Source organism: Nocardiopsis sp. iso_25 (assembly GCF_056173305.1).
In genome coordinates this window covers 3,518,710-3,542,214 of record NZ_CM149667.1, presented here as the reverse complement: position 1 = coordinate 3,542,214, position 23,505 = coordinate 3,518,710, and the positions used below count along the sequence as shown (strand labels likewise).

The window sequence follows — 23,505 nt, the reverse complement described above, 5'->3', positions numbered from 1 at the left end:
GCGCGCAGGAGGACCGGAGGGCACGCCGAAGGACCGGGCGGCGCCCCGGCGCGGCGGGGGCCGACCCGGCCACGCGCACGCGCGCCCGGCTCCCGGGCACTCCCCGGCGGAGCGGGGGTCAGGCGGTAGGGGCCTCCGCCTCCTCATCGGCCTCCCGCTGGGGCGTGACGACCTCCAGGCCCACCCCCAGCTCCCGGATCGCGCGCACGGAAGATTCGGCGAGGCGGTCGTCGGTGATCACCGAGGCGAAGCTCGTGAGCGCGGCGACCTTGAACGTGCCGAAGGCCCCGTACTTGTCGGCCCCGGCGACCAGCACCGACGTCGAGGCCGCCGCCATGGCCGCGCGCTTGACCGCGACCTTCGCGCGCGAGGGCGTGGTGGTGCCCCGGCTCAGGTCCCACGAACTCGTCGAGACGAAGGCGACGTCGATGTTGAATTCCTCGATGGTGGCGGCCGCGATGTCGCCGACCGAGGAGCGGTTCTCGCGGTCGATCTGCCCGCCGATGAGGAACAGGGTCACGTCGGGGTGGTCGGTGAGGGAGGCGGCGGTCGTGATGTCGTTGGTGATGACGGTGAGGCCGGTGACGCTCCACAGCGACGGCACCAGGTGCCCCAGCGTCGTGCCCGCGTCCAGGTAGACGGTCTGCCCCTCGCCGACCAGGGCCGCCGCCGCGTGGGCCATCGCCCGCTTCTCGGCCACGTCCACCCGCGACTTGTCGCGGTAGGAGGGCTCCGAGCGCACCTGCGAGACCAGTTCGACGCCGCCGGGCACCGAGCGGACGCGCCCCTCCTCCTCCAGCGTCATGATGTCGCGACGCACCGTCATGTGCGAGACGTCGAGGATCTCGCACAGCTCCTTCACGCTCAGCACGCCCGTACCGCGCAACTCCCGCACGAGCAGCTCACGCCGTTGCGCCGGAATCATCGCTCTCCCTCGGTTCCGCTCATGGGCACCATGGTAACGAGTGTTCCCAGATGGTACCAGTCGTGATAATTATTGACTCTAATGTTCCGCTGGTGTTAAACATGGCGCGTTGCCGTAGCGGCCTGGCACACACGTGCCCCCCGCGAGGCCGGAAGAAGGAGAACCCATGCAAGCCACCGACGCCACCACGGCGCCGCCACCGCCCGTGCGCTACGCGCTCACCGGAGCCCGCGGCGGTTTCGCGCGCACCCTGCTCGCCCAGACCCCGCGGATGGAGCGGCTGCGGCCCTCGGTCCTGTGCGACCTGGACACCGAGGGGACGATCGCGCTGTGCGCCGAACTCGGCTACCCCGCCGACGCGCTGGCGGTGTGCTCCAGCGCGGACGAGGTGGCCGCGCTGGCCGACGGGCGGATCGCGGTGATCGCCGACGCCGGCCTCCTCGAACACGCCGACTACGACGTGCTCGTCGAGGCCACCGGCAGCCCCGAGGCGGGCACCCGGGCCGCGCGGACCGCCATCGCGGCCGGACGCCACGTGGTCATGGTCTCCAAGGAGGTCGACTCCGTCTCCGGGATCGCGCTGGCCGACCTCGCCCGGGAACGGGGCGTGGTCTACACCCCCGGGATCGGCGACCAGCCCGCCAACCTCGTCGAGTGGTACGAGCGGACCCGCCTGCTGGGCCTGGACGTCGTCGCGATCGGCAAGTCGGGCGAGTACGACCTGGTCTTCGACCCGGACACGGGACGCGTGCGCCAGCTCGACCAGGAGGTCGACGCCCCCGACCTGGCCGGTCTGCTCACCCTGGGCGAGGACGTGCCCGCCACGCTCGCCGCCCGCGCCCGCGCGGTGGCGGGCCTGTCGCGCTCGGCCGCCGCCGACTACTGCGAGATGGGGGTCGTCGCCAACCACACGGGCCTGGTGCCCGACACCGAGGCGCTGCACTACCCCGTCGCGCGCGTCGCCGAACTCGCCGACGTCTACTCCCTCGCCGAGGACGGCGGAATCCTCTCCCGGCCCGGCGCCGTGGACGTCTTCAGCGTGCTCCGCCTGCCCGAGGAGGCCTCCTTCGCCGGAGGGGTCTTCGCCGTCGTCCGCACCGGCGACCCCGTCTCCTGGGCACTGCTCGCGCAGAAGGGCCACGTGGTCTCGCGTTCGGGGCGCTACGCCTGCCTGTACCTGCCCTACCACCTCATGGGCGTGGAGACCCCGCTGAGCCTGCTGGACGCCGTGGACCGCCGCCGCGCGGTGACCCCCCGGCACCCGGCCCCGCACGCGGTCCTGGCCGGGCGCGCCCGGCGCGACCTCCCCGCCGGGACCAGGCTGGACATGGGCGGACACCACCACGACGTCCAGGGGGTGGCCCCCGTCCTGCTGGACACGGCCGACGCCCCCGACGACGTCGCACCGCTCTACCTGGCGGCCCACGCCACCCTGGGCCGCGACGTCGCGGCGGGCGCACTGGTGCGCCTGGACGACCTGGCCGACGCCAGCGCCCCCCTCCTGGACGCCTGGCGCCACGCCCGCACGCACCTGTGAACGATCGGACCCACTGACATGTCGGACATCTACACCCTGTTGGCGTTCCTCACCGCCATCGCGGTACTCGTACTGCTCATCGCCCGCTTCAAGGTCCACCCCGTGGCCACGCTGTTCATGGTGGTCGTGGCCCTCGGCCTGGTCCTGGGCATGGGCGGCACCGAGACCATCGGCCTGGTCACCGAGGGCTTCGGCGGCACCCTCGCCGACGTCGGCCTCCTGGTCATCTTCGGCTGCGTGCTCGGCAGGATGCTCGAACTGAGCGGCGCGGCCACCAAGATCACCGAGACCGCCCTGAGCCTGTTCGCGGAGAAGAGGGTGCCCTGGGCGATCGCCCTGGCCTCGACCGTGCTGGGCATCCCCCTCATCGCCGACACCGCGGTCGTCATGCTCATCCCGATCGTTTCCGCCCTGGCCTACCGCACGGGCATGTCGATGATGAAGCTCGGCCCGATCCTCTACCTCGGCGCCTACATCATGACCTCGGTCGTCCCGCCCGGCCCCGGCCCGCTCGCGTCGGCGTCGCTGCTCGGCGTCAGCATGGGCGAGGCCATCCTCTACGGCCTGATGGTGGGCGTCCCCGGCGTCATCGCCGCGACGGTCTACCTGTCCTTCATCAAGACCTACGTGCCGCCCAAGCCGGAGTTCGTCGAACACCTGGCGGGCGCGGGCGGCCCGGGCGCCCCCTCCACAGGCGCCCCAGGGGTCTCCGACGACACCGGCCCCAAGACCGCCTCCGACGGCGCCGCGTCCACCGCCAACGTGGGCCTCTTCGGCTCCCTGGTGCCGATCCTGGCCCCCATCGTCCTCATCATCGTCGCCTCCCTGGCCGGTCCGGCGCTCCCGGAGGGCGCCTGGTTCACCGAGGCCGTCCTGTTCGTCGGCGAGCCGACGATGGCGCTCTTCCTCTCCTGCCTGCTGGCCCTGCCTCTGTTCCGCGGGCGCTGGAAGGACAAGGCCACCCTCAACGACCTGTTCGAGGCGGGCCTGCGCATCGCCGCGATGCCCCTGGCCCTGACCGGCGTCGGCGGAGCGCTGGCCACCATCATCCGGGAGACCGGCGTGGCCGAGAACGTCGCCGCGAGCATCGAGAGCACCGGCATGTCACCGGTCGTCATCCCCTTCCTCGTCGGCGCGGCGGTCTGCACGATCACCGGCTCCAACATCCTGGGCGTGATGACCTCGGCGGCCATCATGCAGCCCCTGATGGACGACCTCGGCCTGGCGCCGATCGTGGTGTACCTGGCCTGCGCGACCGGCGCCCAGATCATGAAGCACGCCAACTCGTCCGGCTTCTGGGTCACCACCACGCTGTCCAACATGACGGTGGGCCAGGGCATCCGGTCGATCGGCGTCGCCTCGTTCATCTCGGGCGTCACCGGGTTCCTCGTGCTCAACGTCATGATCGCGACCGGCGTCGTCTGACCGGTGTTCCTCCGGGCCTGCGCTCCGCTCCGGCCCGCCCGTCCCACAGGGGGTTCCGGCGCACCCGGCCACCGGGCCGCACCGCGCGCCGGAACCCCTCCGCCCGCCCGACCCGCCCCGACCACAGGGAGTACCTCACATGGCGACCCTCGGCGTGATCGCCGACGACCTCACCGGAGCGACCGACGTCGCGATCGCCCTCACCGCGTCCGGCCACCGGACCACGGTCGTCCTGGACACGCGGGACCCCGGCGGCGCCGACCCCGTCGCCGCCGCGGCGGAGGGGGCCGACGCCGTCGTCGTGGCCCTGAAGTCGCGCACCACACCCGCCGACGCGGCGGTCGCGGCCTCGCTGGACGCCCTCGACCGGCTGCGGAGCGCGGGGTGCGAGCGGTTCTACCTCAAGTACTGCTCCACCTTCGACTCCACCCCGGACGGCAACATCGGCCCGGTCGCGGAGGCGGTCCTCGACGCCCTCGGCGAGGACGTCACGGTCGTCGCACCCGCCTTCCCCGCCAACGGGCGCACGGTCTACCGCGGCCACCTCTTCGTGGGGGACGACCCCCTCGACGAGTCCCCGATGCGCCACCACCCGCTCACGCCCATGACCGACTCCAGCCTCCCGCGCCTGCTCGCCCCCCAGGTCAGCGGCGGCGCGGACGACGTCGCGCTGGTGCCCTGGCCGGTGGTGGCCCGAGGGGCCGACGCGGTGCGCGGCGCCATCGCGTCCGCCAGCGCGCAGGGGGCCCGGTTCGTGGTCGTGGACGCCCTGACCGACGCCGACCTGCGCACGCTCGCCGACGCGACGCGGGACCTGCGCCTGCTGACCGGCGGCAGCGCCCTGGCCCAGGGGCTCACCGGCCCCCACGGGACCGGCCGCCTGCCGCTCACCCCGCCCCCGGGGCCGCGCGTCGTGCTCTCGGGCAGCGCCTCGCGGGCGACCCAGGGCCAGGTGCGCCACGCCCTCGCCCACGGCGGGGGACACCACCTGCTCCCCTCCGACCTGCGCCGGGACTTCGGTGCGACGGTGTCGTTGGCCGTGGAGCGCGCCCTGGAGGGCGGCGCGTCCCCGTTCGTGGTGTACGCGACCGCCGCGCCCGAACACGTCGTGGACACCGCCGACGCGCCGCTCATCGAGGAGGCGCTGGCCGAGATCGCCGCACGCCTGGTCACCGCGGGAGTGCGCGCTCTCCTGGTCGCGGGCGGCGAGACCAGCGGAGCCGTCGTGCGGCGCCTGGGCGTGGCCTCGCTCGCGCTGGGACCCGAGATCGACCCGGGCGTCGCGTGGACGCTCGGACACAGCGACGGCGAGGACGTCCAACTCATGCTCAAGTCCGGCAACTTCGGCCGCGAGGACCTGTTCGTCCGCGCCTGGGAGGGGGACAAGTGAACCGCGAAGCGCGAGAGGCGGCCCGGGAGCTGTGCGCGGTCGGGCGCCGCGCCGTCGAACTGGGGCTCAGCCCCGGCGCCTCGGGCAACGTGTCCGTGCGGGCCGGGGAACTGACCCTGATGAGCCCCACGGGGGTCTCCCTGCGCGACCTCGACCCCGAGGGCCTGTCCGTCCTGGACGGGGAGGGGGAGCACGTCGCCGGTCCGCCCCCCTCCAAGGAGTTCCCGCTCCACGAGGCGATGTACCGGCGGGTCGCGGACGCGGGCGCCGTCGTCCACCTGCACTCGCCGCACGCCTGCGCGGCCTCGTGCCTGCCCGCCTGGTCGGAGGCCTCCGCGCTGCCGCCCGTCACGCCCTACCTGGTCATGCGGGTCGGCCAGGCACCCCTGGTGCCCTACGCGGCGCCGGGCAGCGACCGGCTCGCCGACAACCTCTCCGGCCTGCCCGGGCGGTTCCGCGCGGCCCTGCTGGCCAACCACGGTTCGATCGTGGCCGCCGCCGGACCGGCGGCAGCCCTGGACGGCGCCGTCGAACTGGAGGAGGCCTCGCGCATCGTCGTGTCGCTGCGGGGGAGCGAGTTCTCCGTGCTCTCACCCGAGGACGTGCGCGAGCTGACCGGGCGCTACGGCACCGACTGGGACCTGTGACGACGGGGCGGGCGCCGCGCGGCGCCCGCCCCGTGCCCCTTCCGTGCCGCCCCGCGCGACGGGGACAGGGCGCCCCGGCACCGCACCGGCGGCGTCTCCGACCCGCTCAGACGGAGGAGGTGGACGGCCCCGCCGGTGCCGGCACACCGGCGAGACCGAGTATGAGGTCGCGGACCTCGGTGGCCGCGACGTGCTCCCGGGCGGAGCCGGGGTCGGAGCACAGCACCAGGGGACCGTCCTCGGGGTCGGCGTGCGCGCGCCCGTGGGTGCCGCGCACACAGCCCGGGTCGAGCGGGACCACGTTCATGGCGTAGCGCAGGCCGACCTTCTTGCGGGCGAGGTTGGCCGCCGCACGCGCCTTGACCAGCCGGTCGGCGGGGTCCAGGAAGAGTTCGGCGGGGTCGTAGCCCGGCTTGCGGTGGATGTCCACGCCCCGCGCGAAGTCCGGCGCCGCCGCGTCGCGCAGCCAGTAGTAGTAGGTGAACCAGGCGCCCGGGTCGGCCACGAGGACCAGCTCGCCGGAGCGCTCGTGGTCCAGCCCGTGCCCGGCCTGCCCGTCGCGGTCCAGGACCAGGTCCACCCCCTCCACACCCTCCAGGAGGCGGGCGACCGCGGGCACGTCGCCGGGGTCGCGGACGTAGACGTGGGCGCACTGGTGGTCGGCCACCGCGAAGGCGCGCGACTCCCACGGGTCCAGGCACTCCATCCCGTGCTGGGTGTACACCTCCAGCAGTCCGGCCTCGCGCAGCACCCGGTTGACGTGCACGGGCCTGTCGGCGGGGGTGATGCCGTACTCGCTCAGGACCATCACGGCCGTGCCCGAGCGCTCGGCGTCGTCCAGCAGGGGCGCCAGGGCCGCGTCCATGTCGGCCACCGCCCGGCGTGCCTGCTCGGAGTCGGGTCCGTACCGTTGCAGGTCGTAGTCCAGGTGGGGGACGTAGCACAGGGTCAGGTCGGCCCGCGGCATCAGCCTGCGGGTCGCGGCCACGATCCACTCGGTGGAGCGCAGCGACGCGGTCGGCCCCCAGTACTGGAAGAGCGGGAAGGGCCCCAGCTCCGCGGTCAGCTCGTCGTGGAGGGCGGGCGGCCGGGTGTAGCAGTCGGGGGACTTGCGCCCGTCGGCGTGGTAGACCGGCCTGGGCGTGACGGTCCAGTCGGTGGTGGCGCCCATGGCGTACCACCAGCACACGTTCGCGGTGCGAAAACCCGGCCGGTGGCGCCGGGCGGTCTCCCACACCTTCTCGCCCTGGACCAGGCGGTTGTGCTGGCGCCACAGGTACACCTCGCCCAGGTCCCGGAAGTACCAGCCGTTGCCGACGGCGCCGTGCCCGGCGGGGGTCCGGCCGGTCAGGAACGTGGACTGGACGGTGCAGGTCACGGCGGGCAGGACGGTCTCCAGCGGGGCCTGCCAGCCCTTCTCGGCCACGGCGCGCAGCCGGGGCGCGTGCCGCAGCAGCCGGGGCGTGAGCCCGACCGCGTCGACCACGAGCAGGCGCGGTTCCTCCGTCGGCATGGGGGTGTCCCTTCGTTTCGCAGGGGGGTCAGAGCAGGGTCAGGCCCAGGTCGGTCAGCCGGTCGCGCGCCCAGGCCACCTCGGCGGCGATGCCCTCGGCGAGCCCCTTGTCGTCGGCGGGGCGCCGCTCCTTCGGCAGCACCGACCAGGTGTAGGTCTCCACCTCCACGTGGTCGGTGCGCGCGCCGCCGGGCCCCAGGAGGCATTCGAGGGTGCGGGTGAGGTGCTCGTTGGTCCCGCGCAGCGGGGCGGTGGCGGGCGCGTGCAGGGGCACGTGGAAGTGGGTGCGCCAGGGCGCGCCGCCGGGCAGGGGGTCGGCGCCGCCCAGGGCCTCGTCCAGGTCGTCGCGGCCCTGCCGCGCCCCGTCCGCACCGCGTGCGCGCGTCTGGTGCAGGAAGCGGTCCTCGGTGAAGGCGGAGAGGGCCTCGCGCGCGGCCGGGTCGGTGGGGTCGGGGACCTCCACGGCCGCCGACGCCTGGGTCTTGACCACGGGCAGGCCCGCGCCGGAGAGCCGGTCCAGGGCCGCCCCCGGCTCCTCGAAGGCCGTCGCCAGGTGGCAGGTGTCCAGGCACACGCCCAGGTGCGGCGGCGGGTCCCCGAGCAGGCGGGCCGCGTCCCGGGTGGTCTCGACGACGCACCCGGGTTCGGGTTCCAGCCCCACCCGCACCGGGCGTCCCCTCCGCGCCAGGTCCTCCAGGGCGTCGGAGAGTTCGGCCAGGTGCGCGCGGGCGGCGGACAGGCGGCCGGGGTCCCACGGTTCTCGCCAGGCCAGGGGGAGGGTGGAGACGCTGCCCCGCGCGGCGTCGTCGGGCAGCAACCGCGCCAGCACCCGGGCGCAGTCCACCGTGTAGTCCAGCCGGGCCCGGTCGGTCCAGTCGGGGCGGTACACGGCCCGCTTGACCACGGGCGCGTGGAACCCGGTGTAGGGGAAGGCGTTGAGGGTCACCGTCTCCAGCCCGGCGGCCTCCAGCCCCGCGCGCAGCCGGTCGGTCAGGCGCGGGTCCGCCGCCAGCTCCCGGGCCAGCGGGGCGGGCAGCCACAGGCCCAGGCCGAGCCGGTCCGCGCCCAGGGCCTCGCGCACGCCGCCGCCGTGGACGCGGATCTGGCGCAGGACGCCGTCCAGATCCTCGGCGGGGTGCACGTTGGTGCAGTAGGCGAGGTGGACGACCGTTCCGTCGGGGTGGCGCAGCCTCACGCGGCACCTCCGCCCGCGCGCTCGCCGCGCAGCACCGAGTTCCCCGAGTAGGTCGCGGTGCGGTCGGCCCCGTGCACGTCGTCCAGCAGCAGGCGTCCGCTGCGGCCGTAGAACTCCACGGGGTTGTCCCAGAGCACGCGTTCGACGTCGCGTCCGGTGAAGCCCGCGGCGAGCATGGCCTCGCCGGTGCGCAGGGTGGCGAGCGGGTCGCTGCGGCCCCAGTCGGCGGCCGAGTTGACCACCATCCGCTCCGGGCCCCACTCCGACAGGACGCGCACCATGCGCTCCGGACTCATCTTGGTGTCGGGGTAGATGGAGAAGCCCAGCGTGCACCCCGACTCGTGCACCATGGCCACGGTGGCCTCGTTGAGGTGGTCCACGAGCACCCGCTCGGGCGCGATCCCCGACTCGGCGACCAGCCGGAGGGTGCGGCGGGTCCCGGCCGCCTTGTCGCGGTGAGGGGTGTGCACCAGGACGGGCAGCCCGAACTCCCCGGCCAGCTCCAGCTGGTGGCGGAAGGCCCTCTCCTCCTCGGTGGTGCCGGAGTCGAAGCCCACCTCGCCGACCGCCACCACGCCGTCCTTGGCCAGGTAGCGGGGGAGCAGGTCCAGCACCCCCGACAGGCGGGGGTCGTTGGCCTCCTTGGGGTTGAGCGCGATCGTGCAGTGGTGGCGGATCCCGAACCGCTCGGCCCGGAACCGCTCCCAGCCCACGAGGCCGTCGAAGTAGTCGCGGAACGAGTCCACGCCGGTCCGCGGCTGGCCCAGCCAGAACGACGGCTCGACCACCGCCCGCACCCCGGCGGCGTACATCGCCTCGTAGTCGTCGGTGGTGCGCGAGGTCATGTGGATGTGCGGGTCGAAGATACGCATCACGCCTCCGTTCGGTGGGTGTCCAGGCGGGCGGCCTGCCCGGGGAAGTGCCGCAGCACGAGGTGGACGTCGTCGGGGACCGGCCGCCCCGCCAGGACCCGCTCCTCGGCGTGGTCGGCGCACATGCGCGCCAGCTCCTCGTCGGCGCGGTCGGGCAGCCCGGCCGCCGACCCCAGGGGCACGCCGGTGAACAGGCACTTGAGGATTCCCTGGCGCCAGGAGTCGGCGTCGAGCAGGGCCGTCGCCGCGCTGGCGGCCGCCGCCGCGACCAGCCGGGTGTCGTTGGCGCGCATCGCGTCGGCCAGCAGCTCGCGCGCCGCACCGGCCACCTCCTCCCGGCCGCCGCCGAGCGCGTCGAGAGCGTCCAGGCCGCGCAGGACGGCGCGCCGCTCGCCCGCGTCGCCGTGGTGGTACAGGTCGCGGACCTCGCGGGCCAGCTCCGGCGGGGCCAGGGCCCCGGCCAGCGCGGACAGCAGCTCCACGCGCGCCATGTCCTCCAGGGTCGGCCCGGCCACCCCGTCGGGGTCGCCCGACGGACCGGCCCCGCGCGCCACGCTCCTGGCCGCCGCGGGGAAGAGCACGGCGATCCGCGCGGGCCGCTCGCGCACCTGCCCGACCTGGGCAGCCAGCGCCCCGCGCGCCGCGTCCGTGTCCAGGAAGGCGTACTCCCCGCTCACACCTCCGCCCTCCGCGCGCGGGAGTCGGCCAGCGCCCGCCTGAGGGCGCGGATCGACCGCTCGGCCACCAGGGGGGCGGCGTGCCCGTGCCGGGGCAGCTCCACCGACGCCAGGCCCCGGTAGCCGACCTCCTCCAGGGCGCCCAGGACCCCGGGCAGGTCGATCTCGCCCTCACCGAACTCCAGGTGCTCGTGCACACCCGGCCGCATGTCGTCCAGCTGGACGTTGGCGATCAGGGCCCCGGCCCGCCGGACCGCGCCCTCGGGGCCGTCCGGCTCGTTGCACACGCCGTGCCCGACGTCGACCGTCACCCGCAGCCGCGGCGGGTCGCCGAGCCGCTCGCGCAGCTCCAGCGCGTCGGCCACCCGTTCGGCGAACATGCCGGGTTCGGGCTCGAACGCGCAGTCCACGCCCAGGTCGTCGGCGGTGGCCAGGACCCGCTCCACGCCCGAGGTCAGCCGTGACCAGCCCTGCTCCCGGCTCACCCCCGCCGGGAGAACGCCCGACCAGAAGGAGACGGCCTCGGCCCCCAGGTCGTCGGCGACGCGCACCGCGCGGCGCAGCAGGTCCACCCGCAGTTCGGCGCCCTCGTCGGAGACCAGGGTCGGCTCGTGCTTGCGGCGCGGGTCCATCAGGTAGCGGGCGCCGGTCTCCACGACCACCGCCAGCCCCAGTTCGGACAGCCGCCGGCCGATGCGGGCGGTGCGCGCGAAGGCGTCCGGCGCGAAGGGGTCCAGGTGCGGGTGGTCCAGCGTCAGCCCCACCCCCTCGTAGCCGAGGTCGGCGATCAGGGCCAGCGCGTCGTCCAGCCGGTGGTCCCAGAAGCCGTTGGTGCCGTATCCGAACCTCATGTGAACGACACCGCCTTGGACGCCCGCGCCGCCACGGGCGCGCCGACGGCGAGCGCGCACGCCGCGTCCGGCGCGCCGTACCCGGACAGCAGGGCCGCCTGGAGCGGGATCATCCCCCGGATGCCCGCGCCCGTCGCCGCGCGCGCGTGGTGCGCCTCGGGTTCGACCAGCGCCCTGGCCTGCGCGGACCCCACCCCCAGCGCGAAGACCCCCGCGAGCGCCCCCGACAGGGCCCTGGCCGCGGCGTCGCCCGCCGCACGCCCGGGCAGGGGCCGGGCGGGCGCGGCGGCGAGCGCGGCGCTGGCCAGGGTGCACAGCAGCGCCCCCGCCGCCACTCGGGGCCGCGTCCCGTGCACCTCGCCCCGGCTCAGGGCGGTCACCCCGAGCGTGTGGACGGCCAGCGCCAGCGCGGGTCTGGCCGCGTCGGCGGGGCGCGCGCCCGCGCCCAGCAGCACGTCCAGCCCCCGGGCCGCCGCCATGCCCAGCGGGGCCAGGGGCGTCCTCTTGAGGAGGAGGTCGTAGCCCCACACGGTGGCGGCCAGGGCCGTGCCCACCCCCGCCGCCCGGCGTCCGCCCGCCGCCGCGGCCAGGCCCACGCCCGTCGCGGTCAGCCCCGCGGCGACCGCCAGGGCCTCGCCGGGGCGCACCGCCCCCGAGGGGATGGGGCGTTCGGGCCGCTCGACCGCGTCCACCTCCCGGTCGGCGTAGTCGTTGAGGGCCATGCCCGCCCAGTACAGGCAGACCGAGGCCGCGGGCAGCGCCCAGGCCCCGGGCCCGCGCAGGCCCCCCGCCGCCGCGGCACCGGCCAGGGCGTCGCCGGGAACGCTCAGCGCCGCGGGCAGGCGCACCAGCCTCGCCAGGTCGCGCGCTCTCACTGGGCCTCCTCCTCCGGTGCCGCGCACCAGGACGTCAGGGCCCGCCACTGTTCGGCCAGGCCGTGTTCGCTGCTGCCCACGGGGTCCTTGAAGAAGAACGCCAGCTCCGGCAGCGGGCCCACCCGGCCCCGCCGGTGGGCGTGGGCGGTCAGCCGCGCCAGGTCCAGCACCAGGGGCGCGGCCAGCGCGGAGTCGTAGCCCGACCAGGTGAACTGCAGGGTCATCCGCGCCCCCAGGAACCCCTCGAACGAGACGTGGTCCCAGGCGACCTTGGCGTCGCCCAGGTCGGGGACGTAGTCGATGTGCAGGGGCCCGTCCGGGCCGTGGCCCAGCATGTGCTCCAGACCCCGCGACTTGGACGCGAGCTTGCTCTCGGCGTTGGCCGGGTCGGCCAGGGTGGCGCCGTCGCCGCCGCCGAGCAGGTTGAGCGAGGACCACGAGCGCACGTGCAGCGCCCGGGCGGCGAACATCGGCGCGAGCGCGCTCTTGACCAGGGTCTCCCCGGTCTTGCCGTCGCACCCGGCCCACGGCACGCCCGAGCGCTCGGCGAGCCGTGCCAGGGCGGGCAGCCGGGGCCCGGTGTTGGGCGTGAACTCCACGAACGCGCAGCCCGCCCGCAGGGCCGCGTAGGCGTACGCGGAGCTGGCCGGGATCCGCGCGGTCCCGGCGTCCAGGGCCGCCTCCAGGGCGTCGGCGTCGGTGTGCTCGGCGTGCGGTTCGGGCCGGGGCTCGGTGCTGGACAGGTCCACCACCACGACGCGTTCGAGCGCCTCCCGTTCGGCGAACTCGCGCAGGTCCGCCTCCAGGCGGTCCACGTCGCGGCGCCCCACCCCGGCGGTGGCGGCGTGCAGGCCCCGGCGCAGGCGGTGCTCGGTCCGGTCCAGTTCGTCGGCGAAGGCCGGCGGCAGGTGCGCGGGCAGCACCCCCGCCCGGGCCAGCCGCTCGGCGTTCTTGCACAGGCGGATCTCGGAGACGTCGTGGCCGCCGAAGACCAGGTCGCCGATCCCGGGCAGGCGCGCCGGGGCGAACTCGGGGCGCTCGGTCACGCACCCCGTACTCCCCGACGCCCCGGACCGCACCGCCAGGGCTCCCAGGACGGCGGTGGTCGCCACCGACCCCCGCGCCCCGATCAGCCATACTCCGACTCGCGTCAACGCATGCTCCCCTCTGCGTGCCTCCGGGTGTTCCGGAACCGTGTGGTCACTGGTCACTGGTCACTGGTCGCCGCTGTCGGCGCCGCCCTCCGCGGGCGCGCCGCCCTCGCCGGGCTCGGCCCCGTCGGGTCCCAGGGCGCCGCTGCCGGGCGCCGCGGGCAGGTACAGGTGGACGTGGCCGTGGCCGGACTCGACGCTGACCATGTCCAGCTGGGTGGCCGCCACCGACCAGCCGCGCACCGCCTGGGTGCGCAGGTCTCCGGCCAGTTCGAGCAGTTCCGCCCGCTGTCCGTCCTGGGCGCGCTCGGCGTTGGAGTAGGCGACGACCGCCGACCCCAGCAGGTCCACGGCGTTGGACAGCCCCGCGTGCGCGACGTTGTGGCCGCTGTTGCCGGAGGGGGCGTCCTCGAAGTGGACCGCCGCCTCCTGGACGGTCTCCAGCCAGGAGTCGACCTTCCCGGAGTCGGGGGCCTCCCCGGCGGGGGTGGAGCCGTCGGGCGGCACGGCCGCGTCCAGGCTCTCCACCACGGGCACCAGCTGCCCGTGCGCGGCGGTGGTGCGCTCGACGAGCTGGTCGACCTGCGCGCGGTCGCGCTGCTGCGCGGAGGCCTGGAGTTCGGCGACGCGCGTCGGGTCGGGGGCGGTGTGGTCGTCACCGGTGAAGGTGAGGACGAGGACGCCGACGAGGGCGGCGACCACCAGGAGGGATCCGGCGGTCAGCCACCAGGTGAGCCTGGGCGGGGGAGCCTGCGTCCCGCTGGACGGGTCGGGGGAGGAGGGGGCCTTCTTGGCGGACACCGTGACACCTTCTTCTCGTCGTACCTGGGGGCCGGACGCCGCGACGTCGCGCTCCTTTCCGGCGGGGCGCCACCGCGGGGGGCGGCGGGGCCGGCCGCGACCGGCCCCGCCTTGGTCACGGGACCCCCGGCGGACGCCGTCCCCACCAGGGGGCGGGCGCGCGCCGGAGGCGTCCCGTCACTCGTCGTCGATGAGCGGACGCAGCCTGTCGGCCAGTTCCAGCAGCTCCTCCCTGGCGGCCTCGTCGGCCACCGCCTCGGCCACCCCGACGAACCGGTCCAGGGCGAGCGTGGCCTGCCCGGTCCGGCCGACGTTCAGGTGGTGTTCGGCCAGCTCCAGCTGCGGGGTCAGCCGACGCGCCTCGGACACGGTCAGCGCGCCGTCTGCCTCCAGGGCGTCGACGCGCTCCTGGACCTCGGCGAACGTGACCGGTTCGACCGCGTCCAGCTCCTGGACCAGGACGTCGCGGAAGAGCACCCGGTCGGCGTCGCCGTGGTTCTGCAACCCGATGTGGCCCGAGGACAGGTCACGCGCCGGGTCGGTGCTCTCGAACTCGTTCACCAGCTCCCCGTTGATCCACACGCGGATCATGGGGTCGGCCACCTCGATCTCCATCTCGTTCCACTCGCCGACCCGCGCGGGGTGGGAGTCGGCCGCCTGGAAGTCGTAGACGGCGCCGGTCTGGTGGATCGGGTCGCCGTCGGGCGCCCCGTAGCCGTCGATCTGGATCTCGTAGCCCTCGTCGACGGCGACCCAGGGGTCGTCCCCGGGCTCGGGGAAGCCGACGAAGACACCGGAGTTGTCCGTCTCCTCGGAGGCGAGGAAGTCCAGCTTCAGCCGGTAGGACTCCAGCTCCGTCTCGTGCCAGAGCAGCCCCATGCCGCCCTGGGTCTCCAGGGCGCAGCCCTCGCCGTCGTCGACGACGCCGAACCCGCCCGGGCCCGCCATGGCCCATCCGTCGAGGGTCTGGCCGTCCCACAGGGGGGTGTAGCCGTCCTCTGCCCCGGCCGGGGCGCACTCGGGCGGCTCGGTGCCGCCCGCCTCGACCGTGATGGTGGCGGTTTCGGAGGCGCCGGTGTTGCCGTCGCCGTCCGTGGCCACGGCGCTGACCTCGTACTCGCCCGCGGCGGCCCCCTGCCAGGCGGCCGTGTAGGGGCCCTCGGTCACCGTGGCGACGACCTCCTCGCCCACGAGGAAGTCCACCTTCTCCACACCGGCCTCGGCGTGGTCGGTGACCTCGGCGGAGAGGGGGACGTCCTCGCCCTCCTCGAAGACCGCGCCGTCCTGCGGGCTGGTCAGCTCGGTCTGGGGACCGTGCTCGCCGTGGCCGTCCAGGACCGCCTCGAAGTAGTTGACGTTGAACAGGCCGTCCTCGACGGCGGGACCCTCACCGTCGTAGACCAGGTACAGCGTGAAGGTCTCCCCGGGGTCGGTGACGTCCATGGTCACGTCGGTCCACTCCTGCCAGCCGCCGGTGGAGGGCACGTCGACGCTGCCGATCAGTTCGCCGTCGGGGGAGTTCACGCGGGCCTCGATGGTTCCGCCCGCCCCGGCGGAGGCGACCCGGAACTCCATCTGCTCGACCCCGGCCAGGTTGGTCGTGTCGTAGGCCGTCCAGTCGCCGTGGCCGATGTGGCTGACGTTGACCAGGCCGCCCTCGGCGTCCGTGGTGGGTTCGGTCTGGACCCCCTCGCTGTCGGTGAAGTACTGCGCCTGGGTGCGGGCGGGCTTGAGGGTGACGCCGTCGCTTCCGGTGAGGCCGGGCGCCCCGTCCCCGCCGGAGTCGGTGTACTCGGCCTCCAGCACCCAGAAGATGTTCATGTCGTGCCCGTGGCCGCCGTCGACCTCGGTGATGCTGATGTCCTCGCAGCTGTCGTACTGGGTCCACGGGTGGGCGTGCCGGTCGTGGCCGAGCGAGGCCGTGACCGCGACGTCGCCGCAGTCGACGCCCTCGCCCACGGAGCCGTCCTCGGCGTCCGCCACGTCCACGTTGAAGGGGATCTGGTCACCCCAGTGGAAGAACTGGCCGTCCCGCGGGGTCTGGAAGGAGACCTCGGGCGCGGTGTTGCCCGCGGTGACCGTCGTGGTGGCGGTGCCCGTGCGCCCCTCGCTGTCGGTCACGGTGAGAACGACGGTGTACTGGCCCGCCTCCTCGAAGGTGTGGGTGGGCGAGACCTCGGTCGAGGTCTGGCCGTCGCCGAACGACCACGCGTACTCCAGGGGCAGGCCGCCGGGGTGGCTGGAGCCCTCCGCGGAGAACTCCACCTCCAGCGGGGCCGGTCCCGAGGTCGTGGAGGCGCTGATGTCGGCGACCGGGGTGGTCCCGCCGCCGGTGTAGTCGATGCGCGACAGCGCCGAGTCGTCGGCCCCGCCGAAGTAGCCGGACCCGTACTCCAGCACGTACAGGGAGCCGTCCGGGCCGAACTCCATGTCCATGGGGTTGGCCAGGCTGATGTTCGGGACGGTCTCGGTGATGTCCAGGACCTGGCCGTCGTCGCCCAGGTGCACCTGCTTGATCCAGTCGCGGTCCCACTCGTAGAACAGCGGGATGCCGTCGTAGTACTCGGGCCACTTGGTGTCCGACTCCAGTTCGGGGTCGAACTGGTAGGCGGGGCCGCCCATCGGGGCGCCGCCGCCCGTGCCCAGCTGCGGGAACTCCTCCGACTCCTCGTAGCTGTACCAGATCGAGGCGGGGGTGACGGGGGGCAGTTCCGCCAGGCCGGTGTTGCGCGGGGAGTCGTTCACCGGCGCGGAGCAGTCGAACTCCTCGCCGGAGGTCCCCGTCGTGAAGTCGTAGTCGACGAACGCGCTGTTGTTGCCGATGCAGTAGGGCCAGCCGATGTTGGCGGGCTCGGTGATGGCGTGCCAGGAGACCGTGTTCTGCGGTCCCCGTTCGGGGTCGGGCTCGTTGGAGTCGGGCCCGTAGTCGCCCAGGTAGACGGTGCCGTCCTCCTCGTCCACCGTGAACCGGAACGGGTTGCGCAGGCCCATGGCGTAGATCTCGGGCCGGGTCTGCTCGCCGCTGTACTCCTCCGGCGGGAAGAGGTTGCCCTCGGGGATCTCGTAGCCGCCGTCGTCGGTGGGCGTGATCCGCAGCAGCTTGCCGCGCAGGTCGTTGGTGTTGGCCGAGCTGCGCTGGGCGTCGAAGGCGGGGTTGCGCGACTCGCGCTCGTCGATGGGCGTGAAGCCGTCCGACCCGAACGCGCTGGTGTCGTCGCCCGTGGCCAGGTAGAGGTTGCCCTCGGAGTCGAAGTCGATGTGGCCGCCGACGTGGCAGCACATGCCCCGGTCGGTCCCGACCTCCAGCAGGACCTGCTCGCTGTCCAGGTCCAGGGCGGGGGTCTCCCCGTCCGTGAACTGGAAGCGGGAGAGGTTGTTGTGGCCCTCGTAGGGCTCGAAGTCCTCCGGGGAGCCGTCCGCGGGCGCCTCACCCGCGGGGATGCCCTCGATCACGGGCGCGTAGTACAGGTACACCCACCCGTTCTCCTCGAAGTCCGGGTCCAGGGCGACGCCCTGCAGCCCGTCCTCGTCGTGGTTGTACACCGGGACCTGGGCGATCAGCTCGGTGGTGTGGGTGTCGGGGGACCACAGCCGCACGTCGCCGCCGCGGGTGATGTGCATCACGCGGCCGTCGGGCAGGACCGCCAGGCCCATGGGCTCGCCCACGGAGTCCTCGCCCTGCGCGAGGGTGACCTTCTCGAAGTTGTCCCACTGCGTGGCGCCGCAGTCGCCCTCGGCGGTCCCGGCCGCCCACCGCAGTCCGCCGAGCAGGTGCTGGGTGAACTCCGGTTCGGAGTAGGACTCGACGGTGTGGCCGCCGCCGGTGTACCAGGACCGGCCGCCGTCGTAGGCCTGACACCAGGCGATCGGGTGGTCCCACCCCATCTGGCCCCCGGGGTCGACCTGGTCGGCGTAGGAGTCCTCGTCGAGTCCGGCCAGGACGTGCACGTCACCGCGCGGGGACAGGTCGAAGTCGTACCACTCGTCGTGGCGCTCCCAGCTGGCCGGCAGGTGCTCGGTGGAGGGGTGCACCCTGTCGTTGACCACCACCTGGGCGTCCTGCGTGCCCGGCGGGTGGCTGGCGAAGTAGCCGCCGACCAGGTCGCCGTACCACTCCCAGTCGTAGTGGGTGTCGGAGGCGGAGTGGACGCCGACGAAGCCGCCGCCGTCCTGGATGTAGTGCTCGAAGGCGCCCTGCTCCTCCTCATTGAGCACGTCGCCGGTGGTGGAGAGCCAGATCACCGCGTCGTAGGCGGCCAGCTCCTCGTCGTTGAACACCGAGGAGTCCTCGGTGTGCGCGGTCTGGAAGCCGTGTTCCTCGCCCAGCGCCTCGATGAGCGCGACGCCGTGGGGGATCGAGTCGTGCCGGAAGCCGGTGGTCTTGGAGAAGATCAGCGTGTTGAACGCGTCCTCGCCGGTCTCGTCGGCGTACGCGACCGGTGCGGTCAGCGTGAGCGCCATGGCGACACCCGACGCGAGCGCGCCGAGTGTCAGCAGGGGTCTCTTCTTCATACGGAACCTCACCTGGGGGGTGGGAGTGAATCGATGAGTCCGTGCGGCGTGCCGGCGCCGACGGCAGGGGCGGCCCGGTGGTCGTGCGGCCCGGTGGGGCCGTGTGGCTGCGACCGGTGGGCTGACGGGGAATTCCTGCTATCAGGTGCGGGAAGCGGGGGTGCCGCCTCATCGCTCTCAGCCCATACCGGCTCCTTTCCTCGCTGGCCCTGCCGGAGGCGGACGACGCGGTGGCCGGGAATCGGGGCCGCGGGGCCCGTCAGCGTTCCGTCCACGTCTCGGAGGAGGAGGCCCGACGGGTCGCCGCCGCCGGGCTTCACTTGGTGCGGGAGGGGCAGCTCTTCGTAACCGGGAGAGTCCATGCCGACGGTCCGAAGACGCCACATAGCCCAACCCTTGTGACCTGCCTCACCTGCTGCCTCGAACCGTACGTCGGGCTTATGTCGATCGTCAAGCAGAAGTTGTCGGTGCAGGTCGCAATAGGTGGAGTCCGGTCATCCAATAGACCCGGGTTCGCAGGTGGGCCCGGCGGGTGCTTTTCCCGAGGTCGTGGGCACGCTCCGCAGCACGCCCCGGACGCCGGTGTTCACCCGGTGTACGGGGGGAGTTCCGAGAGGAGACACCGGTGGAGCCTCGTGCCGGTGCCGACGCCCGCCGGTACGCCCTCGCGTCCACGCGGCGCGGTCGGCGTCCGGGGCGGGCCCGGCCGCGGCGGACGGCGGCCCGGGGCACGAGTACGCCGCCGCGCCCCGGGCAGGGGCGCGGCGGCGCTCGGCGGGACCGCGCGGGGTTCGCGGGCCCGGGACCGAGGAGGTCCCGGCGGGCGACACCGGTTGCGCGACGGGGCAGGTCACTCCGTGAGCTGCTCCTCCCCGCGTTCGGCCCGGGCGCTGTGGTGGCGGCCCAGGGGCAGCATGAGGGGCCTGCCCGACGTGGGGTCGGTGATCACCTCGCTGCGCAGGCCGAACACGGCGTGCACCGTCTCGGGGGTGAGCACCTCCTCGGGCGCGCCCGCCGCGTGCAGCCGACCGGACGCGAGCGCGATGAGGTGGTCGGCGTAGCGCGCGGCCAGGTTGAGGTCGTGCAGGACCAGCACGATCGTCGTCCCCAGCGAGCGGTTGAGGTCGGTCAGCAGGTCCAGCACCTCGACCTGGTGGCTGACGTCCAGGAACGTGGTCGGCTCGTCCAGCAGCAGCAGGTCCGTGCGCTGGGCCAGGGCCATCGCGATCCACACGCGCTGGCGCTGCCCGCCGGAGAGCTCGTCCACGGGCCTGTCGGCCAGGTCCACCGTCCGCGTCGCCTCCAGCGCCTCGGCCACGGCCTCGTCGTCCTCCCGGCTCCACCGCGAGAGCATCCGCTGGTGGGGGTGGCGGCCCCGCCCGACGAGGTCGCTCACGGTGATGCCCTCCGGGGCGATCGGCGACTGCGGCAGCAGCCCGAGCGTGCGCGCCAGCTCCTTGGACGGCAGGCGGTGCACCTCCTTGCCGTCCAGCAGCACGTGCCCGACCCGGGGCGCGAGCAGCCGCGACATCGAGCGCAGCAGGGTGGACTTGCCGCACGCGTTGGCGCCCACGATCGCGGTGATCCTGCCGGGCGGGATGGTCAGGTCCAGCGACTCGATGACGACGCGGTCCTTGTAGCCGAGCGTCAGGTCCTCGACGAGCAGCGAATGGGCCGTGGTCAAAGCGAGCCTCCCACGCGGTTGGTGCGGACGATCAGGTAGACGAGGTAGGGGGCGCCGAGCACGCCGGTGACGACCCCGACCGGGTAGCGGGTCCCGAAGGCGTACTGAGCGCACAGGTCGGCGACCAGGATCAGCAGCGCCCCCACCAGCGCCGAGGGCACCAGTAGCGAGCCGTTCGGCCCCACCAGGCGCGCCGCGATCGGCCCCGACAGGAAGGACACGAAGGCCACCGGCCCCGCCGCCGCGGTCGCGAAGGCGATGAGCCCCACCGCCCCGACGATCGCGACGAGCCGGGTCAGGTCCACGCGCACGCCCAGGGCCGAGGCGGTGTCGTCGCCCAGCTGGAGCGCGGACAGGTTGCCCGACTGGGACAGGAGCACGGGGGAGAGGACTACCAGCGCGACCAGCACCGGGACGGTCTGGTCCCAGCTGGCGCCGTTGAGGCTGCCGGTCAGCCACCGCATCGCCTCCTGCAGGTCCCACTGGGCGGCCTGGTCCAGGATGTAGTCGGTGACGCTGGTGAGCATGGCCGCGATGCCGATGCCGACCAGGATCAGGCGCGTCCCGGCGACCCCGTCCTTGAAGGACAGCGCGTACACGGCCAGCGCCACGAGCAGGCCCGCCCCGATCGCGAAGGCCGACACCCCGGCCTCGCCGAGCGAGAGCACCACGATCGCGAACACGGCCGCCGCGCTGGCTCCCGCGCTGATGCCGATGATGTCCGGGCTGGCCAGGGGGTTGCGCAGCATGGTCTGGAACGTCACGCCCGCGAGCCCGAAGCACAGCCCCGCCGCCACCGCGAGCACGGCCCGCGGCAGCCGGAGCCGCCCCACGGTGAACGAGGCGCCGGGCACGTCCTGGCCCAGGACCACCCGCACGACGTCGCCGGGCGGGTAGAAGGTCTGCCCGACCATCAGGGACAGGGCGAACACGAGGACGATCGCCACGGCCAGGGCGGCGATCACGACGCGCCGCCGGTAGGCGCGGCGCACCCGGCCGCGGGCGACGGTCTCGACGGTGGAGGCGCTCAAAGGGCACGCACCTTCTGACGGCGGACGATGTAGATGAAGAACGGGGCGCCGATCAGCGCGGTCACGATCCCCACGTCGATCTCCGCGGGGCGCGCCACGATGCGGCCGACCACGTCCGCCGTGGTCAGCAGGGCGGCGCCGGTGAGCGCCGAGAACGGGATCAGCCACCGGTGGTCCACGCCCACGAGCAGGCGGCACACGTGGGGGACGACGAGGCCGACGAAGCTGATCGGGCCGGTCACGGCGGTGCTCGCGCCGCACAGCACGACCGCGCCGACGAAGGCCGCGCCCCGCGCGAGGGCGACGCGCTCGCCCAGGCCCGCGGCCAGCTCGTCGCCCAGGGCCAGGAGGTTGAGCGCGCGCGCCGACAGCAGGCACACGACGAACCCGGCCAGGAGGAAGGGCAGCACCTGCGAGACGCTGTCGAAGGTCCCGCCGCCCACGCCGCCGATCTGCCAGGACCTGGCCCCCTCGGCGATGTCGGCGCGCGGGAGCATGACGGCCCTGATGAAGGAGGCCAGCGCCGCGGTGGTCGCCGCCCCGGCCAGGGCGAGTTTGAGCGGTGTGGCACCGCCCCGCCCCAGGGAGCCGATGGTGTAGACGAACACCGTGGTCAGCCCCGCGCCGACGATCGCCACCCACACGAAGCTGGTCGCGGAGGCCAGGCCGAAGTAGGCGATGCCCGCGACGACGGCGAGCGAGGCGCCCATGGTCACGCCCAGGATGCCCGGGTCGGCCAGCGGGTTGCGGGTCACGCCCTGCATGACCGCCCCCGCCACGCCCAGGGCGGCTCCGGCGAGCACGGCCAGCAGCGTGCGGGGGATGCGCTTGGCCACCGCGGCCTGGTCGAAGTTCTCGGTCGCGCCGCCGAAGGCCGCCACGACGGCCGTCCAGGGCACGTCGCGCGAGCCGACCACGACCGAGGCGAACATGAGCGCGACCAGTGCGCCCAGCACCACCAGCAGCCACAGGGCCTTGCCGCGCCTCGGGCGCCGCACGACGGCGGCGCCCGAGACGGCGGTCGAGGTGTCCGTCGCCACTACTGAGCCTCGTCAGCGGCCTCGGCGAGGAGCGACAGGTAGTCGTCCAGGACCCACGAGATCGACAGCGGGGTCGGGTTCGCGGCCGTGCCCAGCGGGTCGTCACCGGGGAGGTTGACGACGGAGCCGTTCTCCACGGCGGGCATCTGCGACAGCAGCGGGTCGCCCTCCAGGGTCTGCACCAGCTCCTCGCCGCCGTAGGTGACGATGATGTCCACGTCGTTGAACGCGTCCGCCTGCTCGGCGCTCTGGCTCAGGGAGAACTGGTCGGTCTCGGCGGAGGCGGTCGCGATGCTCTCCGGGGTCTCCAGACCCAGGTCCTCGAAGAACAGGGCGCGCGTGTCGTGCGTGGTGTAGAAGCTGACCTCGCTCAGGTCCGTGGTGTCCACGTGGGTCAGGAACATCGCGGACCGGCCCTCGAACTGCGGGTACTCCGCGACCGAGTCCTCGATCTCCTGCTCCAGGCCGGCGATCAGCTCCTCGCCCTCGGCCGCCATGCCCAGGGCCTGGCTGTTGAGCTCGATCATCTCCCGCCACGGCGTTCCCCAGGCGGTCTCGGGGTAGGCGACGACGGGGGCGATCTCGCTGAGCGTGTCGTAGTCCTCCTGGGTGAGCCCGGAGTAGGCGGCCAGGATCACGTCCGGCGCGGTGTCGGCGACGGCCTCGAAGTCGATGCCGTCCGTCTCGTCGAACAGGACCGGGGTCTCCGCGTCCAGCTCGGTGAGCTTCTCCTCGACCCAGGGCAGCACGCCGTCGCCGTTGTCGTCGCCGAAGTCGGCGGAGGCCATGCCGACCGGCACGACCCCCAGGGCCAGCGGGACCTCGTGGTTGGCCCAGTTCACCGTCGCGACCCGCTCGGGCTTGGACTCGATGGTCGTCGTGCCGAGCGCGTGCTCGATGGTGACGGGGGTCCAGTCCCCGGAACCGCCGTCCTCCCCGCCGGAGGAGTCGGAGGAGCTGTCGGAGGAGCAGGCGGCGAGCGCGACGGTGAGCAGCGCGGCGCCGGAGAGCGCGGCCAGCCTTGAAACGCGGGGCATGGTTTCCTTCCCATTGCGGCCGTGGGGCCTCTTGCGGCCCTCGGGCCTCAGCCATGGCGGTGCCATGGTCCGGCTCCCGCACCGCCCCGGCGCGCACACGGGGGTGTGCGTCCGGGAGGGGACCGGTCGGGGCGGGTCGCGTGGGGACAGGGGTCCAGGGGTGCGCGACGCCGACCCGACCGCGGCGATGCCGAGAGATTAGGTTTGCCTAACCGAATTTAGGGTGTCCTTGGTGGGTTCGCAATCGCGTAGATGCGACATCTTTTATAGCGATTCGGACAAGCGGGGTGTGGCGGGGGAGTCTGGAGAGCTGGGTGGGGCCTGTGTTGCCGATCCTGTCGC

18 protein-coding genes are annotated in these 23,505 nt (G+C 74.0%); 4 read left to right on the top strand and 14 right to left on the bottom strand.

Annotated elements, in window-relative coordinates:
- Positions 1-118: 118 nt before the first annotated feature.
- Entirely contained in the window at positions 119-925 is an 807-nt protein-coding gene (locus AC0VX6_RS15390) for a DeoR/GlpR family DNA-binding transcription regulator (RefSeq protein WP_475464833.1), read from the bottom strand.
- A 166-nt stretch (positions 926-1,091) separates the two neighbouring features.
- On the opposite strand from AC0VX6_RS15390, the gene AC0VX6_RS15385 reads away from it, so the two are divergent.
- The 4 genes from AC0VX6_RS15385 (at position 1,092) to AC0VX6_RS15370 (ending at position 5,924) form a co-directional block, all read left to right on the top strand.
- Positions 1,092-2,462, top strand: a complete 1,371-nt coding sequence (locus AC0VX6_RS15385) for a homoserine dehydrogenase (RefSeq protein ID WP_475464832.1) — start codon at positions 1,092-1,094, stop codon at positions 2,460-2,462.
- An 18-nt stretch (positions 2,463-2,480) separates the two neighbouring features.
- Positions 2,481-3,887, top strand: a complete 1,407-nt coding sequence (locus AC0VX6_RS15380) for a GntP family permease (protein ID WP_475464831.1) — start codon at positions 2,481-2,483, stop codon at positions 3,885-3,887.
- Between the two features lie 139 nt (positions 3,888-4,026).
- The gene (gene otnK / locus AC0VX6_RS15375; protein ID WP_274973386.1) at positions 4,027-5,277 is read left to right on the top strand and encodes a 3-oxo-tetronate kinase; all 1,251 of its coding nucleotides are present in this window, start codon (positions 4,027-4,029) and stop codon (positions 5,275-5,277) included.
- Positions 5,274-5,924 (top strand): class II aldolase/adducin family protein, encoded by a 651-nt coding sequence (locus AC0VX6_RS15370; protein WP_274973385.1) that lies wholly within the window; start codon positions 5,274-5,276, stop codon positions 5,922-5,924. The genes otnK and AC0VX6_RS15370 overlap by 4 nt, the downstream gene beginning before the upstream one ends.
- Positions 5,925-6,030: 106 nt before the next feature.
- Here AC0VX6_RS15370 and AC0VX6_RS15365 read toward each other — a convergent pair whose 3' ends face one another.
- The 13 genes from AC0VX6_RS15365 to AC0VX6_RS15305 form a co-directional block, all read right to left on the bottom strand.
- On the bottom strand, positions 6,031-7,437 hold the full coding sequence (locus AC0VX6_RS15365; protein ID WP_475464829.1) for an alkaline phosphatase family protein: 1,407 nt from the start codon (positions 7,435-7,437) through the stop codon (positions 6,031-6,033).
- Positions 7,438-7,465: 28 nt separating this feature from the next.
- Positions 7,466-8,632 carry a metabolite traffic protein EboE gene (gene eboE / locus AC0VX6_RS15360; protein WP_475464827.1) on the bottom strand — a complete coding sequence of 389 codons (1,167 nt, stop codon included), beginning with the start codon at positions 8,630-8,632 and terminating at the stop codon, positions 7,466-7,468.
- A complete protein-coding gene (locus AC0VX6_RS15355) occupies positions 8,629-9,504 on the bottom strand; it encodes a TatD family hydrolase (protein ID WP_274973381.1) in 876 nt (291 codons plus the stop codon). Before AC0VX6_RS15355 ends, eboE begins: the two co-directional genes overlap by 4 nt.
- On the bottom strand, positions 9,504-10,181 hold the full coding sequence (locus AC0VX6_RS15350; RefSeq protein WP_274973380.1) for an EboA domain-containing protein: 678 nt from the start codon (positions 10,179-10,181) through the stop codon (positions 9,504-9,506). Before AC0VX6_RS15350 ends, AC0VX6_RS15355 begins: the two co-directional genes overlap by 1 nt.
- The gene (locus tag AC0VX6_RS15345; protein WP_475464824.1) at positions 10,178-11,032 is read right to left on the bottom strand and encodes a sugar phosphate isomerase/epimerase family protein; all 855 of its coding nucleotides are present in this window, start codon (positions 11,030-11,032) and stop codon (positions 10,178-10,180) included. Before AC0VX6_RS15345 ends, AC0VX6_RS15350 begins: the two co-directional genes overlap by 4 nt.
- Positions 11,029-11,907, bottom strand: coding sequence for an SCO3242 family prenyltransferase (locus tag AC0VX6_RS15340; protein ID WP_475464823.1), 879 nt, complete (start codon positions 11,905-11,907; stop codon positions 11,029-11,031). The genes AC0VX6_RS15345 and AC0VX6_RS15340 overlap by 4 nt, the downstream gene beginning before the upstream one ends.
- The gene (locus AC0VX6_RS15335; protein ID WP_475464821.1) at positions 11,904-13,061 is read right to left on the bottom strand and encodes an inositol-3-phosphate synthase; all 1,158 of its coding nucleotides are present in this window, start codon (positions 13,059-13,061) and stop codon (positions 11,904-11,906) included. Before AC0VX6_RS15335 ends, AC0VX6_RS15340 begins: the two co-directional genes overlap by 4 nt.
- Before the next feature lie 60 nt (positions 13,062-13,121).
- Positions 13,122-13,859 (bottom strand): hypothetical protein, encoded by a 738-nt coding sequence (locus AC0VX6_RS15330; protein ID WP_274973376.1) that lies wholly within the window; start codon positions 13,857-13,859, stop codon positions 13,122-13,124.
- A 177-nt stretch (positions 13,860-14,036) separates the two neighbouring features.
- Positions 14,037-18,371 carry a ThuA domain-containing protein gene (locus AC0VX6_RS15325; protein WP_475464819.1) on the bottom strand — a complete coding sequence of 1,445 codons (4,335 nt, stop codon included), beginning with the start codon at positions 18,369-18,371 and terminating at the stop codon, positions 14,037-14,039.
- 850 nt (positions 18,372-19,221) lie between these two features.
- Positions 19,222-20,055 carry an ABC transporter ATP-binding protein gene (locus tag AC0VX6_RS15320; protein WP_274973374.1) on the bottom strand — a complete coding sequence of 278 codons (834 nt, stop codon included), beginning with the start codon at positions 20,053-20,055 and terminating at the stop codon, positions 19,222-19,224.
- Entirely contained in the window at positions 20,052-21,086 is a 1,035-nt protein-coding gene (locus tag AC0VX6_RS15315; protein ID WP_274973373.1) for a FecCD family ABC transporter permease, read from the bottom strand. Before AC0VX6_RS15315 ends, AC0VX6_RS15320 begins: the two co-directional genes overlap by 4 nt.
- Complete coding sequence (locus AC0VX6_RS15310) at positions 21,083-22,126, bottom strand: FecCD family ABC transporter permease (protein WP_475464817.1); 1,044 nt, start codon at positions 22,124-22,126, stop codon at positions 21,083-21,085. Before AC0VX6_RS15310 ends, AC0VX6_RS15315 begins: the two co-directional genes overlap by 4 nt.
- Complete coding sequence (locus AC0VX6_RS15305) at positions 22,126-23,163, bottom strand: iron-siderophore ABC transporter substrate-binding protein (protein ID WP_274973371.1); 1,038 nt, start codon at positions 23,161-23,163, stop codon at positions 22,126-22,128. Before AC0VX6_RS15305 ends, AC0VX6_RS15310 begins: the two co-directional genes overlap by 1 nt.
- Positions 23,164-23,505 lie beyond the last annotated feature (342 nt).